This is a genomic window from Mesorhizobium sp. LEGMi-168a (assembly GCF_058312955.1).
The window spans coordinates 89,130-104,103 of sequence record NZ_JBZEGV010000024.1 but is presented as its reverse complement, the minus strand read 5'-3'; the positions used below and the strand labels follow the sequence as shown (position 1 = coordinate 104,103).

Here is a 14,974-nt window from a genome sequence, read left to right as displayed (position 1 = left end):
GCACATGGCTTCAACTCGTTCGACGCCACCACGACGGCGCTGAAGCTTGCCGACTATGTCGTCACCGAAGCCGGCTTCGGCGCCGACCTCGGTGCCGAGAAGTTCTTCGACATCAAGTGCCGCAAGACGGGCCTGAAGCCGGCGGCGGCCGTCATCGTCGCCACCGTGCGCGCCATGAAGATGAACGGCGGCGTCAAGAAGGAAGACCTCGGCAAGGAAAACATCGAGGCGGTCAAGAAGGGCTGCCTCAACCTCGGCCGCCACATCGAGAATGTGCACCAGTTCGGCGTGCCGGTGGTGGTGGCGATCAACCACTTCACCACCGACACCGAGGCCGAGATCCAGGCGATGAAGGATTTCGTCGCCTCGATGGGTGCAGATGCAATCCTGTGCAAGCACTGGGCGCAAGGCTCTGCCGGCATCGAGGACCTGGCCCACAGGGTCGTCAAGCTTGCCGAATCGGGCGCCTCGCAGTTCTCGCCGCTCTACCCGGACGAGATGCCGCTGTTCGAGAAGGTCAACACCATCGTCAAGCGCATCTATCGCGGCGACGAGGCGATCGCCGACAAGTCGATCCGCGATCAGCTGCATGCCTGGGAGCAGGCCGGCTACGGCAACCTGCCGGTCTGCATGGCCAAGACCCAGTACTCCTTCTCGACCGACCCGAACCTGCGCGGCGCGCCGACCGGCCACACCGTGCCGGTGCGCGAGGTCAGGCTTGCGGCCGGCGCCGGCTTCGTCGTCATTATCTGCGGCGAGATCATGACCATGCCGGGCCTGCCCAAGGCGCCGTCCTCGGAAAAGATCTTCCTCAACGAGCAAGGCCAGATCGAGGGTCTGTTCTAGAAAAATCCGTACTCCCCAAGGCGCTGGACCACGGAGCGTCCCTCAAGTCTTGGCACGATGTGCCAAGACTTTTCTTTTTGAACCGTTGCCAGGATGTCCGCTCATTGCTTTGACGCAATTCCAGACTGAAACCGCTACGCACTTTTCCTGGAATTGCTCCAAGTCAAATCAACGCCGCTGCGCGATCAACGCGCAACGGCGAACAGCCTCGTCGAAATGGGTTTTGTCTCAGCCGAGATGCGGCTTCCGCAGGACTATGCGGCGTGAGCTAACGATGCCTGAACGCCATACTCAAGGGCGGCATCCTGGATCGTATGCCAAAGGCTGTCGGCGAAACTGGTGAAAACGAGGATGTGGAAGACGGCGTGCCCGTCCGCGCCATCAACCTCGCGCCAGATATTCGTCGCCGTGTGATCGATCGAGGTTGTCGCCGCAGCGCCCGGAGGAAACGCCCTGTCATCCAGGTCCAGCGAGCAAAACTTCGCCAGCGCCTGACGTGCGCGCGGTCCGCCAATCCGGATCAGGCAGCGCCCATCCGACTGGTCGGAGAGCGACGCGACGCCGGCAAAGGCATCTGACAGTTTGGAAAAGTGATCCTGCTCCGAACGTGCAGAAAAGGCGATGAACTGGTCTGGGCCTGACCAGATCAGGGTAGCATGCCGACCCGCCGCCGTGCCCGGAGTGCTCGGCGGCTCGACGCCAAACACCTTCTTGGCTGCCTTAACTGTCTCGACCACTTTGCCGCGCCGGGCCATGACCTGAACCAGGCTGATGTCGCGCACCTCTTCCAGCATCACGCCAACTTGCGTACCGGTCACGCCATGGTGACCGGGGACGAGCGCGCGCTCCAGCGGCGATTGGGTGTTCCAGGAAAAATCAGCCACGCTGGCGCACTCCTTCGGGATCGTAGAAGACGGGGCTGCAGATCTCGGCCTCGTAGTCCTCGCTCCGCAGCGGGTCGTGGATGCCGACGATCTCTCCGGTTCGCTCGCGTCCGCGTTCGACCAGACCAAGGCCGATCCACTGGTCGAGCACCGGCGAGAAGCAGACCGATGTAACGTAGCCCTGGTCTGTTTGCGGACCCGGAATCGCCCCTTTGGGTATGACGTGGGCGCCGGAACGCAAGCGGCGCGCCCGGTCGACCGGCTTTATCCCGACGACGACCTGGCGGTTCGGGGCCGTCAATGCCTCGCGCCCAGCCATCACGCGACCGATGAAGTCCTTCTTCTTGGACATCATCTTGCCGAGACCGAGATCATCGGCCGTGGTTGTGCCATTGAGCTCGGGGCCGGCGACATGCCCCTTCTCGATACGCATGACGCCGAGCGCTTCGGTGCCGTAGGGCGTAACCCCGTAGGGCTTGCCAGCGATCATCAGGTTCTCGGCCATCGCCGCGCCGTAGCGGGCCGGAGCCGAAATCTCGAAGGCCATTTCGCCGGAGAACGAGATGCGGAACAGGCGAGCGGTCACGCCTCCGCGAAGCTTGACTTCGCGGACGCCCATGAACGGGAAGCCCTCGTTCGTCAGATCTTCCGACGGATCGACCAGGGCCTGCAGCAGTTTGCGCGTGTTTGGCCCGGCTATCGAGAACTGCGCCCACTGGTCGGTGGCGCTGGTCAGCTGCACGTCGAGTTCCGGGAACAGCACCTGCCGACAGAATTCGAGATGCTGCATTACCGGACCGGCCTTGGCCGTAGTCGTCGTCAGGAAATAGTGGTCTTCGGCCAGGCGCGAGGTCGTGCCGTCGTCCATGACGATGCCGTCTTCGCGCAGCATCAGGCCGTAGCGCGCCTTGCCCACTGCGAGCGAGGAGAAGGCGTTGATATAGACCCGATCGAGGAAGGCGCCGGCGTCCGCGCCGCGCACGTCGACCTTGCCGAGCGTGGAGACGTCGCAGAAGCCGACACCGTTGCGCACGGCTAGCACTTCGCGGGTCACCGATTCCAGCCAGTCCTTCTCGCCGGCGCGCGGATACCATTGCGCGCGTTTCCACAGCCCGGTGTCCACAAACACCGCGCCCTGTCTGGCGGCCCAATGATGCGAGGGCGTCAGCCGGGTGGCATGAAAATTCTCGTCGCGGTGATGACCGGCAAATGCCCCTATGGCGACGGGCGCGTATGGCGGACGGTAGATCGTCGTGCCGGTGTCGGGAATGGTGCGGCCGCTTGCTTCCGCCATGATGGCAAGGCCGTTGATATTGGACGTCTTGCCCTGGTCGGTCGCCATGCCGAGCGTGGTGTAACGCTTCAGGTGCTCGACGCTCTCAAAGCCTTCCCGCTGCGCCAAGGTCACATCGGATGCGGTGACGTCGTGCTGGAAATCGACGAACGCCTTGCCCTTGCCTTTGACATGCCAGAGCGGCGTTATGGAATAGGCCTCATCGTCGGCTTTCGATGCCTCTCCCGGCTTCCCGGCAGCGCCGCATTCGGCCGCCGCCTTGGCACCCGCGCTGTGCCCATCGCGGAGGCAGGCGCCGAGCGAGAGCTCACCATTGGCAGCACCGGCCGTGGCCATCCCCTTCGGCGCGTCGCCCGGCACGAAGGCCGCGATATCCTCGCGCCAGATCGGCTTGCCACGATGGAAGCAGGACAGACCGACATTCGGGTTCCACCCTCCCGAAACAGCAAGGCAGTCCGTATCGATACGCTGCGTTAGGCCATTCTTGTCGTTGCTCACGACGATGCTGCGCACACCGTCAACGCCGCCCTTGACGTCGGAGACGACCCCGGCGAGCACGCGCAGATCGTAAGTATCGACAAGCCTCTGGTATTGCACGGGCACCTCATGCCGAGGGTCGATTACCGCCACGACGTGGGCACCGGCCCGCTCGATGGTCTCGACCGTGCGCCAGCCATCGTCATTGTTGGTAAACAACGCCACACGCTTACCCGGCAGAGCCGCAAAACGGTTGACATAGGTGCGGACTGCGGATGCCATCATCACGCCTGGCCGATCATTGCCAGAAAAAACGATCGGCCGCTCAATCGCGCCGGCGGTCACCACCGAGCGCGTGGCAACGATGCGCCAAATCCGCTGCCGCACCTGATGACGATCGGGCATAGCGACGTCGTCGCTGACGCGCTCGAGCGCGGCGTAGGTGCCACTATCATAGACGCCGAACAGGGCAGTCCTGGTCATGATACGCACATTGGGCAAAGAAACGAGTTCGCGAGTCGCGCGACGCAGCCATTCTCTGGCATCCAGGCCATCGATCTCGCCGCCATCACTGAGCAGACGGCCACCGATCAGGGAATCTTCTTCAACGAGAATGACGCGCGACCCGGCCCGGCCGGCGGCAAGCGCCGCCGACAGGCCGGCGGGACCGGCACCGACCACGAGCACGTCGCAGTGAGCCCATGCCTTGTCGTAGTGGTCTGGGTCCGGCAATTCGGCGCTCTTGCCGAGGCCTGCAGCGCGGCGGATCATCGGCTCGTAGATCGCTTCCCAGAACCTCGCCGGCCACATGAAGGTCTTGTAGTAGAAGCCCGCGACGAAGATCGGGGCGAACAACTGGTTGATCGACATCAAGTCGCGACGCAGCGACGGCCAGCGGTTCTGGCTGTTTGCGATCAATCCGTCATAGAGTTCCTGTGTGGTCGCCCGCGTGTTGGGCTCGCGTCGGGCGCCGGTGCGCATCTCGACGAGCGCGCTCGGCTCCTCCGAGCCGGCGGTGACGATGCCGCGCGGGCGGTGATACTTGAACGACCGCCCCACGAGCTTGACGCCGTTGGCGACGAGCGCGGAAGCCAGCGTGTCCCCGGCAAACCCGGTCATGGTCTTGCCGTCGAATGAAAACTGGAGCGGCGACCGGCGGTCGATGATGCCGTCACTGGGCAGCCGGTGCGACTGGCTAGCGGGCTTAGCCCCTTTGCGGACGTTAGCCTCGATCGGCGTAGTCCTGGCGAGCGGCTCGGATTGCGAATAGCCAGACATGGTCATTCTCCTGCCCGCACCGCCGAGGCAGCACCCGCACCCGGAGCCGCCGTCACGGCAATGAATTCATGGGTGACGGTGTTGCGCTCGGCCACCAGCCAGGAGCGACAGCCGCCGCCGTGGTACCAGTATTCACGCATCACACCCGCTACGTTGTCGCGCAGGTAGACGTAGTCGTAGAAGGCATCCTCGATACGCTCGGGACTCTCCCCGCCATCGAATGCGAAGTTGGGCCGCTTGGGCGCGGCATCGCCAAGATAGGTGAACTCGCCGTTTTCGCGTTCGCCGCAGAAAGGACATGCAATACGCATTCCACCAGTCTCGCTTTCAGTGAAGGTTCGGCTGGGCGCCTTGGCCCTTTTCATCAATCATCGCGCCGCGGCGGAACCGGTCGAGCCGGAGCAGCGCGGCCTCCGGATGCGCCTCGTCGCGCGCCAGGAGGTGGGCGAAGACAAGACCCGATGCCGGTGTCGCCTTGAAGCCGCCGTAGCACCAGCCGGCGTTGAGATAGAGGCCGTCGACCGGGGTCTTGTCGATGATCGGCGAGCCGTCCATCGACATGTCCATGATGCCGCCCCATTGCCGCAGCATGCGCACGCGGCCGATCATCGGCATGATGGCCATGCCGCCCTCGCAGACATCCTCCATCACCGGCATGTTGCCGCGCTGGGCGTAGGAGTTGTAGCCGTCGAGATCGCCACCGAAGACCAGGCCGCCCTTGTCGGACTGGCTGACATAGAAGTGGCCGGCGCCGAAAGTGATGACACCCGGGATCAGGGGCTTGATCGCTTCGGAAACGAAGGCCTGCAGCACGTGGCTTTCGATCGGCAGGCGCAGTCCGGCCATCGCGGCGACGCGCGAGGAAGAACCAGCAACCGCCATGCCGACCTTGCCGGCGCCGATCCTGCCACGCGAGGTCTCGACCCCGGTCACTCTGCCGTTGGCGTCGCGCACAAAGCCGGTGACTTCGCAATTCTGGATGATGTCGACGCCGCCTTCATTGGCGGCACGCGCATAGCCCCAGACGACCGCGTCGTGGCGGGCGGTGCCGGCGCGGCGCTGCAAGAGACCGCCCATGATCGGGAAGCGGGCATTGTCATAGTTCAGGAACGGCAGCTGCTTGCGGATCTGCACCGTGTCGAGGAGCTCGGCGTCGATGCCGTTGATGCGCATCGTGTTGCCGCGCCGCGCAAAGGCGTCGCGCTGCGCATCGGAGTGATAGAGGTTGATGATGCCGCGCTGGCTGACCATCGTGTTGTAGTTGAGGTCCTGCTCCATACGCTCCCACAGCTTCATCGACAATTCGTAGAAGCCGGTGTTGCCGGGCAGGCCGTAGTTGGAGCGGATGATGGTGGTGTTGCGGCCGGCATTGCCGGAGCCGATCCAGCCCTTCTCCAGCACCGCGACGTTGCGGATCCCGTATTCGCGGGCGAGGAAATAGGCCGTCGCCAGTCCATGGCCGCCGCCGCCTATGATCACCACATCATATCGGCTTTTGGGCGCCGGATCGCGCCATGCCCGCGTCCAACCCTTGTGGCCGGACAATGCGGCGCGCGCCAGCGAGAAGATCGAGTATTTCATCGCGTCAAATTCCGCCCTTTAGTCTTGGAGCGACTTCGCAGGTCGTTTCGAAAATCGCTCCGCCGGGAGTAAGGGGCGAGCGGCGGAGCGATTTTCTACGCGGACTCAGACGTCCAACGTGTGGTCACGTTCCCATTGCGTGAAGTGAGAAGCGTAGGAGTTCCACTCCTGCGTCTTCAGCTTGACGTAGGCAGCGGAGAACTCCTCGCCCATGGCCGCTTTCAACTCGGCGTCGGCGTCATAGGCGCGAAGCGCATCGAGCAGGTTGAGCGGCAGCTTGGAACCGTGCGTGACGGTATGTCCGTCCTTGTACATGTCGATGTCGCTGCGCGGGCCTGGGTCGGCCTCGATGCGGATGCCGCTGAGACCAGCGGCGATGATGGCCGCCTGCATCAGGTAGGGATTGGCGGCACCATCAGGAAGGCGCAATTCGAAGCGCCCGGGTCCGGGCACGCGCACCATGTGGGTGCGGTTGTTGCCGGTCCAGGTCACCGTGTTCGGCGCCCAGGTTGCGCCCGAGATGGTACGCGGCGCATTGATACGCTTGTAGGAGTTCACCGTCGGATTGGTGATCGCGGCCAGTGCCGAGGCATGCTTCATGATGCCGCCGAGGAAGTGCCGGCCCTTTTCCGACAGACCCAACTCCATTTCCTTGTCCGCGAAAGCATTGGTCTTGCCGCCGAGATCCCATACCGAGATATGAGCATGGCAACCGCTGCCCGTGAGGCCCTGGAAGGGCTTCGGCATGAAGGTCGCTCGCAAGCCGTGCTTTTCGGCGATCGACCTGACCATGAATTTGAAGAAGGAGTGCTTGTCGGCTGTAGCCAGGACGTCGTCGAATTGCCAATTCATTTCGAACTGGCCGTTCGCGTCCTCATGGTCGTTCTGATAGGGCTGCCAGCCAAGATCGAGCATGGCATCGCAAATTTCGGCAATCACGTCATAGCGGCGCATCACCGCCTGCTGGTCGTAGCAGGATTTCGACGCCGTGTCGTACTCGTCGCTGATCTGCTTGCCGTCGGGTGTGACGAGGAAGAATTCCGGCTCGACCCCGGTCTTCACGCGCATGCCTTCCTTGGCGGCTTCGGCAACGAGCCGCTTCAGGGTGTTGCGCGGCGCCTGACCGACACCCTTGCCTTCCATCAGGCAATCGGAAGCAAGCCATGCGACTTCCGGCTTCCACGGCAGCTGGATCACCGAAGCCGGATCTGGCACCGCCAGCATGTCAGGGTGCGCCGGCGTGAGATCAAGCCAGGTTGCGAAGCCGGCAAAGCCGGCACCGTCCTTCTGCATGTCGGCGATCGCTTGCGCCGGCACCAGCTTGGCGCGCTGCCCGCCGAACAGGTCGGTGTAGGACACCATGAAGTACTTGACGTTGCGAGCCTTGGCGAACTCCTGGAGATCAATCCCCTCCGACTGATCGATTTTGGCATCAAAAGCCTTGTTCATTGTCTACTCCTCCCAATCTTCGGTTTTAGAAGCCACCCTGCCCCGGTACCCAGCCCGTCCCGGCGAGAGGCACACCGGCCATTGCCGCCGCTTCGATCGAAAGCGCGCAAAGATCTTCCGGCTCGAGATTGTGCACGTGATTTTTGCCGCATGCGCGCGCGATCGTCTGCGCCTCCAGCGTCATCACTTTCAGGTAGTTGGCGAGCCGCCGCCCGGCCAAGATCGGATCGACACGCTTCATCAGCTCGGGATCCTGCGTGGTGATGCCCGCGGGGTCCTTGCCTTCATGCCAGTCGTCATAGGCGCCGGCGGTGGCGCCGAGCTTTTGGTATTCTTCCTCCCAGTGCGGATCGTTGTCGCCGAGCGCGACAAGTGCGGCGGTGCCGATCGAGACCGCATCGGCGCCGAGCGCCAGCGCCTTCGCGACATCGGCGCCGTTGCGGATGCCGCCGGAGACGATGAGCTGCACCTTGCGGTGCATGCCGAGGTCCTGCAGCGCCTTCACGGCCGGCCTGATGCAGGCGAGCGTCGGCTGGCCGACATTCTCGATGAACACTTCCTGCGTGGCGGCGGTGCCACCCTGCATGCCGTCGACCACGACGACGTCGGCGCCGGCCTTCACGGCAAGCGCGGTGTCGTAATAGGGCCGCGCCCCGCCGACCTTGACGTAGATCGGCTTTTCCCAGTCGGTGATCTCGCGCAATTCGAGGATCTTGATCTCGAGATCGTCCGGTCCGGTCCAGTCGGGATGGCGCGAGGCCGAGCGCTGGTCGATGCCCTTGGGCAGCGTGCGCATCTCGGCGACGCGGTCGGAAATCTTCTGTCCAAGCAGCATGCCACCGCCGCCGGGCTTGGCGCCCTGGCCGACGACGACCTCGATGGCATCGGCCCGGCGCAGGTCGCGCGGGTTCATGCCGTAGCGCGAGGGCAGGTACTGATAGACCAGCGTCTTCGAATGACCGCGCTCTTCCTCGGTCATGCCGCCGTCGCCGGTGGTGGTCGAGGTGCCGGAGAGCGTCGCGCCTCGGCCGAGCGCTTCCTTGGCCGGACCGGAGAGCGAGCCAAAACTCATGCCGGCGATGGTGATCGGGATCTTGAGCTCGATCGGCTTCCTGGCATGGCGCGACCCCAGCACCACATTGGTGCCGCAACGCTCGCGATAGCCTTCGAGCGGATAGCGCGAGATCGAGGCGCCGAGAAACAAAAGGTCGTCGAAATGCGGAACCTTGCGCTTGGCGCCGGCGCCGCGGATGTCATAGATGCCGGTCGCTGCCGCGCGGCGGATTTCAGAAAGCGTATAGTCGTCGAAGGTCGCTGACTTGCGCGGCGTCGTTGGAGGATTGTGGTAGCTCATGGTCGTCCTCAGTATGCGTCGGCGTTGTCGATGTTGAAGTTGTACAGCGTACGGGCCGAGCCGTAGCGGGTGAACTCTTCCGGCTTGGCATCCTTGATACCGGCGCGGTCGAGCAGGTCCTGAAGCAGGGCGATATGCTCGGGGCGCATCTCCTTGGCGATGCAGTCGGCGCCCAGGCTCTTGACATTGCCGCGCACGAAGAGCCGCGCCTCGTAGATGGAATCGCCCAGCGCATCGCCGGCATCGCCCAGCACGACCAGATTGCCGGACTGCGCCATGAAGGCCGACATATGGCCGATATTGCCGTGCACGACGATGTCGATGCCCTTCATCGAGATGCCGCAGCGCGACGAGGCATTGCCCTCGATGACCAGCAGGCCGCCGCGGCCGGTGGCGCCGGCATACTGGCTGGCGTCGCCTTTGACCACGATCTGGCCCGACATCATATTCTCGCCGACGCCCGGGCCGGCCGAGCCATGCACGGTGATGGCGGCGCCGTCATTCATGCCGGCGCAGTAATAACCGACGCTGCCGCGCACATCGATGCTGACCCGCTGGTCGACGCCGACGGCGACCGAATGGCTGCCTCTTGGATGGAGCACTTCCCAGGCGGTCTCGTTGGAGCCGGGGCTGAGACTGTGCAGCGCCTGGTTCAACTCGCGCAGCGAATTTTCGCCTAGGTCGAAGACACGTCGCGCAAAGCTCACTTCACGCGATGGCGCCGTGGCAACATTCGAAATATTCATGATCCTCAGTGCTCCCAGAAATAGACGGTGGACGGCTCCGGTTCCCAAACCGTGGCTTCCTCAATGCCAGGCAGCTTGGCCAGCGCGCGATATTCCGAACCGAAGGCAACGTACTGGTCTGTTTCGGCCATCACGGCTGGCTTGCAGGCGATCGGGTCGCGCACCACGCCGAAGCCGTTCTTGGTGCCGACGACGAAGGTAAAGAAGCCGTCGAGGTCGTCGAGGCTACTCTGCAGCGCCTCGCCGAGATTCTGCCCGTGAGCGATCTTGGACGACAGGTAGGCAGCCGCGACTTCGGTGTCGTTTTCGGTCTCGAAGCGCATTCCGTCGCGGATAAGCTCGCGGCGAAGATTGTTATGGTTCGAGAGCGAGCCGTTATGCACCAAGCACTGGTCCGGGCCGGTCGAGAAGGGATGCGCGCCCAGCGTGGTGACTGCGGACTCGGTCGCCATGCGCGTATGACCGATGCCGTGGCTACCGCTCATCCTGGCCAGATCGAACCGCTTGACGACGTCGGCAGGCAGGCCGACTTCCTTGTAGATCTCGATCGCCTCGCCGACGCCCATGAGGCGCACGTCTGGGCGCAACTCGGCGATCGCAGCGCGGGCTTCCTCGATCTTGTCGGCGGGGACATCGAGGACGGCATGGGTCGACTTCACGATCGACGAGACCTTGGCCCCGATCTTCCTGCTGAGTTCGGCTTCGAGCCCTTCGAAATCAGCCTTGGGGGTTGATGACTGGATGGTGATCTTGCCGTGCCTGGCCGCGCCACCGTCATAGATAGCTATGCCGGCGCTGTCCGGCCCCCTGTCGGTCAACGACACCAGCATTTCCGACAGCAGCGCGCCTAACTTCGGTTCAAGCGATTTGTCTTTCAGGAACAGTCCAACGATCCCACACATCCCGTCACCTCCAGTGGTTGTTAGTTGACATGGAGGCTAGCAGGTTCCCTATCGCAATTCAACTGTCATGAATTTTTTTTTCCTCTAGAAAAACACGGGACCGTTGGAACCGGCTAAAGTTCCGAGGGCCTTGTTGAATGTCACCGGTCTGGGACGCGCGACGTCTGCCGCAAGGACAATGAGCGGCAAATGACGGCATGGTTGACGCGCGACGCCGCACACGCAAGCGGGCATGCGCAGCCCGCACGTTCGTAAAGGCCAGTGTTAGAATGAATGGCGAATTACGTCAGCCGTTTCCGCGCCCGTGGGGATAAGAGATGATTGACAAATATCGTATCGGCAAATGCGTCAATTCTTCGGGGCCGTGCGGGGCGTCGGCGTCGAAAAACAAACTATCACCTGGCGTCATCCGGTAAAGATTGCTGCTATGGCGGTAAACGACCTCGCCCTCCAGCATGTAGAGGAATTCCATGCCGTCGTGCTGGAACGTAGGGAAGACGTCGGAGTCTTCGGTCAGTGTGATGAGATAGGGTTCGACGACGACTCCGCTCGAATCCGAACCGATATGCCCTAGCAACGTATACTGGTGCCCGGCGCGCGTGCCGCGCCGTTCGACGTCCACGCCCGATCCCGCCTTGACGAAGACGGCCTTGCGTTCTTCCTCAAAACGGCGAAAAAATGCCGTCACCGGCACGCCGAGCGCGCGCGACAGCGCCTGCAACGTGGTCAATGACGGCGAGGTGATGCCATTCTCGATCTTGGACAGCATGCCGACCGAAAGACCCGTAGTGACAGCGAGATCGGCAACGGTGATGCCCAGTTTCTTGCGGAAGGCTCGAACCTCGTGGCCGATCGCAACCTCGAGCACGTTTTCGCGAGTGTCGCGGACAGCGTGGGGATCCTGACTGAGAGGCTTGCCGCGCGCCGATGGCGGCGGGCTGACGATGACCGGTCCCGCCATTTTGACCGGAGTAAGCACCTTTCCACCCTTCTTCACCGCCTTTACCGCCTGCATTTTACCCGCCTTAGCCGTCGCCATGTTTACTGCCGTTTGCTGATTCATTTTACCAACAGTAAATATTTTCAGCTGGAGATACAACGCAGGATAATTGACGAGAAGGAGCGGCGCCCGGGCGCCACCGACCCCTCATGTCTTGCCGTGATGAGGGCTCGGCGATGAAGGTATGGCCGCCTCCGATCGACAAAGATCAGTGCCTGCTTCATCTGATGTCATCTCATCGAGACATTCGAGCGGATCTCTCCCCCAAGGCCGCTTGGATCAACTCCGGAGATCTTCGATCCAAAATGAAGTCTGCTTTTGGGAGGTGGACCAGCCGCCTAGAGACGGCTGACCGGCCAAAGACGCCTCTCAGGGGAGAGGGGGCCCGCGTTCCGTGACACCGGCCCGCAACCTTCATAATATGATGGCCCGCGGCAACCGGAGAAGGGAATCTGTGCTCTCAAACCAGCATCGACTGCTGGGCGAAGATACCCGCCATCGCGCCGTGCGATGATGCCGTGGTGACCGAGGCCATGAGGGGGTTGGCGAGGTCGCCGGCGGCGTAGATGCCGGGCATGCTGGCTTCGCGGCGCTCGTCGACCTTGAGGGCGATGCCGAGGGGCGTATCCACCGTGGCGAGGCCCAGTGATTCATGCAGGCTTGCGGACGGCTTGTTGCGCGGATGGGCGAACAGGATGTCGACTGCGACATTGCGGCCGGTATCGAGATTGACGGTGGCGATATGGCCCCCGTGATGGGCGATCTCGACGATCCGGCCATCGACGACAGGTATGTTGCGGCGCGCCAGATCGGCCCGGATATCGGGTGGAATGTCGTGACCATCGGCGAAGAGCGTCAACGTGTCGGTCCAATCGTGGTACAGCCTGACATAATTGTGCGACTGCGGGCCGGACCAGACAAGGCCCCAATGCTGGCCGGCGACTTCAAAGCCGTCGCAATAGGGACAGGGCACGATGGACGTGCCCCAGCTTTCGGCAAAGCCCGGAGCATCAGGCATCTGGTCGGCGACGCCATAGCTCAGGATCAGGCGGCGCGCCCCAAGGTTTTCGCCATCGCCAGTGAGGACGGAGAAATCGTCGATGGCGCCGGAGACGCTGTCGGCCCGGGCACTGACCAGCCTGATCGTGGGATAACGCGCCAGCTGCTGCCGCGCCTCGGCCAGGATGTCCAGCGGTGGCTTGTGATCGTGACCGAGCAGGCCATGCGAGTGGCCGGCGAAGCGATTGCGCGGCAGGCCGGTATCGAGAACGGTGACCTTGCGGCGGGCACGGCCGAGCTGCAGGGCGGCGGCGAGACCGGCAAAGCTGCCGCCGATGATGATGACGTCATCCATGGTGATGGGCTCCGTGTTGTGGTTGGAGGAGGTTGGGTTGGGCCTGGCGCGCAACATCGTCCAGCGATACGCGCTCGAAACGGGCAGCGAGCAGGGCTTCGGCATCGGCGAGAAAGTCGCCCATCACTGTGTTGATCGGCCGGACGATGCCGCATTCGATATCGCCGAGCGGCCCGGATTTGGAGAACATGGTTGAAACCTACCCAATGGCTTGCACATTTTAGAAACTGTATGGTATCGTAATTCAAGAATTAGGATACTGTCAAGGACTGGAATTGTCGTGACCGAAAACAGCCAGGGCCGGCGCGGCCGGCCCGCCAACCAGGCGCTTGGCCAAACGATAGTCGACGCCGCATACGAACTCTTTGTGGAATTGGGTTTTCAAGCGACGACATTGGACAAGGTCGCCCAGCGGGCGAAGATATCCAAGCTCAGCATCTATCGGCACTTCGAGAACAAGGAGGCGCTGTTCAGCGCGGCCATCGCGGCCCGGTGCCATCAGTTTGCACCACAGGCCCTTTTTGAAGGCGTCGACGGTTCGGCCGAAGAGCAGCTCATGGCGGCGGGATCATCCCTGCTTCGCACGCTGTTGAGCCCGGACGTCCGCAGTGTCGAAGCCATGGTCATGGCCGACAAGACGAATCCAAAGTCGTTAAGCAAGCTCCATTACGAAGCCGGCCCCGCCCATGTCATCGCCCAAATCGAGGCCCTGTTGTGTCAGTTGCACGCGAAGGCGGTTCTGAACGTGCCCGATCCTCTCCGGTCCGCCCGCTTGTTTGCCGCGCTTTTCAAAGGATCCGATCTCCTGATTATCGCACGCTTCGATGAGGCGAGAGCAGAGGACGACAACGAAATCGAATCCTATTGCCGGTCGGCCGTCGCCATGTTCATCGCCGCGCACGGTGGCAACGACCACGCGGGCGGATAAGCATTTGATTGCTCCTGGCAGCTTGGCCGGGACCGTCGTCAAGGCGCTTCGTCATATTGGGCCGGCGCGCGCGGCCGAGCTTGCACAGATCGCGGCACCTCATCTCTCTCCCAACGATAAAAAGACGCTCGCATCTACCGCGGTCCAAGCTCCCGCCTGGATGCGGTCGACGCTTCTCTCCATTGCAGATCCGGCAGCAGTCGGGACAACATTTGATAGGTGATGCGACGGTGCCATCCGACGATATGCGATCGGGTCCGGAACATCGATCGGTACCGCAGCCAAAGCTGAAACTATGTATGTCGATAACTAAAGTACCATCAGCGCGGAAATGTTATGCTACGGGCACTTTTCGTTATATATTTCAAAGCATTGACACACAGAAAAGTACCGTCAAACCCTAAAAACGAATGACGGTACTTTTTAGAATGCTCTGTCGGATACGAAAAGCACTGTCAAAAGTACCGTCAGAGTGATCTGCTACAAGCTGCGAGCCGAGCCAGGCTCTCCGATAAACTTAACGATTTCAATGACTTGATAGGTTTGTCAATTCCATTGATAATGTGCCCTGGCTAGCAGTCTGCCCTGCCCGCAAATCATTGTATTTTCTGGGAAATTCTACGCTAAAGCCGCCTATCATCGCCGTTTCTCTCACTCCCCGCATTATTTCGCATGGTCTCACCGCAATCGACTTGTGCGAATGCAAGCGAAGGCTTTCGCGAGGTTCACGGCCTTCGGATTGAACGACGAAGGTGCTCCGCTCGCGCGATAAGCACCCACCCTGCCCGGCGACGGCACCCTGGGCGACCTAACTCTTCCGAGGTAGCCTAGAAATAGAGCTGATGCGCTGCGCTCCCGAATATGTTGGGTGAGTTTAGGGC

The 14,974-nt window shown here is 62.3% G+C and carries 13 protein-coding genes; 3 read left to right on the top strand and 10 right to left on the bottom strand.

The window, feature by feature from the left end; translation table 11 throughout:
• Window positions 1-846, top strand: an 846-nt coding sequence (locus tag AC4FWB_RS25900; RefSeq protein ID WP_491029075.1) for a formate--tetrahydrofolate ligase, incomplete at its 5' end; no start/stop codon positions are given.
• A 254-nt stretch (window positions 847-1,100) separates the two neighbouring features.
• Here the strand turns inward: AC4FWB_RS25900 and AC4FWB_RS25895 are convergent.
• From AC4FWB_RS25895 to AC4FWB_RS25850, 10 genes are all read right to left on the bottom strand, one after another.
• On the bottom strand, window positions 1,101-1,730 hold the full coding sequence (locus AC4FWB_RS25895; RefSeq protein ID WP_491029074.1) for a sarcosine oxidase subunit gamma: 630 nt from the start codon (window positions 1,728-1,730) through the stop codon (window positions 1,101-1,103).
• Entirely contained in the window at window positions 1,723-4,785 is a 3,063-nt protein-coding gene (locus AC4FWB_RS25890) for a sarcosine oxidase subunit alpha (protein ID WP_491029073.1), read from the bottom strand. The genes AC4FWB_RS25895 and AC4FWB_RS25890 overlap by 8 nt, the downstream gene beginning before the upstream one ends.
• Window positions 4,782-5,090, bottom strand: a complete 309-nt coding sequence (locus AC4FWB_RS25885) for a sarcosine oxidase subunit delta (protein ID WP_491029072.1) — start codon at window positions 5,088-5,090, stop codon at window positions 4,782-4,784. Before AC4FWB_RS25885 ends, AC4FWB_RS25890 begins: the two co-directional genes overlap by 4 nt.
• Window positions 5,091-5,106: 16 nt before the next feature.
• Window positions 5,107-6,360, bottom strand: a complete 1,254-nt coding sequence (locus AC4FWB_RS25880) for a sarcosine oxidase subunit beta family protein (RefSeq protein WP_491029071.1) — start codon at window positions 6,358-6,360, stop codon at window positions 5,107-5,109.
• Between the two features lie 105 nt (window positions 6,361-6,465).
• Window positions 6,466-7,809: a type III glutamate--ammonia ligase gene (glnT, locus tag AC4FWB_RS25875; protein WP_491029070.1), complete on the bottom strand. Its 1,344-nt coding sequence runs from the start codon at window positions 7,807-7,809 to the stop codon at window positions 6,466-6,468.
• A 25-nt stretch (window positions 7,810-7,834) separates the two neighbouring features.
• On the bottom strand, window positions 7,835-9,163 hold the full coding sequence (locus AC4FWB_RS25870; RefSeq protein WP_491029069.1) for an FMN-binding glutamate synthase family protein: 1,329 nt from the start codon (window positions 9,161-9,163) through the stop codon (window positions 7,835-7,837).
• An 8-nt stretch (window positions 9,164-9,171) separates the two neighbouring features.
• Window positions 9,172-9,909, bottom strand: a complete 738-nt coding sequence (locus AC4FWB_RS25865; protein ID WP_491029068.1) for a GltB/FmdC/FwdC-like GXGXG domain-containing protein — start codon at window positions 9,907-9,909, stop codon at window positions 9,172-9,174.
• A gap of 5 nt (window positions 9,910-9,914) precedes the next feature.
• A complete protein-coding gene (locus AC4FWB_RS25860; RefSeq protein WP_491029067.1) occupies window positions 9,915-10,811 on the bottom strand; it encodes a class II glutamine amidotransferase in 897 nt (298 codons plus the stop codon).
• A 286-nt stretch (window positions 10,812-11,097) separates the two neighbouring features.
• A complete protein-coding gene (locus tag AC4FWB_RS25855) occupies window positions 11,098-11,772 on the bottom strand; it encodes a helix-turn-helix domain-containing protein (RefSeq protein WP_491029078.1) in 675 nt (224 codons plus the stop codon).
• A 499-nt stretch (window positions 11,773-12,271) separates the two neighbouring features.
• Window positions 12,272-13,165 carry an NAD(P)/FAD-dependent oxidoreductase gene (locus AC4FWB_RS25850; RefSeq protein ID WP_491029066.1) on the bottom strand — a complete coding sequence of 298 codons (894 nt, stop codon included), beginning with the start codon at window positions 13,163-13,165 and terminating at the stop codon, window positions 12,272-12,274.
• Between the two features lie 37 nt (window positions 13,166-13,202).
• Between AC4FWB_RS25850 and AC4FWB_RS25845 the strand changes: the two genes are divergently transcribed.
• Window positions 13,203-13,361: a hypothetical protein gene (locus tag AC4FWB_RS25845; protein WP_491029065.1), complete on the top strand. Its 159-nt coding sequence runs from the start codon at window positions 13,203-13,205 to the stop codon at window positions 13,359-13,361.
• Window positions 13,362-13,445: 84 nt separating this feature from the next.
• Entirely contained in the window at window positions 13,446-14,093 is a 648-nt protein-coding gene (locus AC4FWB_RS25840) for a TetR/AcrR family transcriptional regulator (protein WP_491029064.1), read from the top strand.
• The last annotated feature ends 881 nt before the right edge of the window (window positions 14,094-14,974 follow it).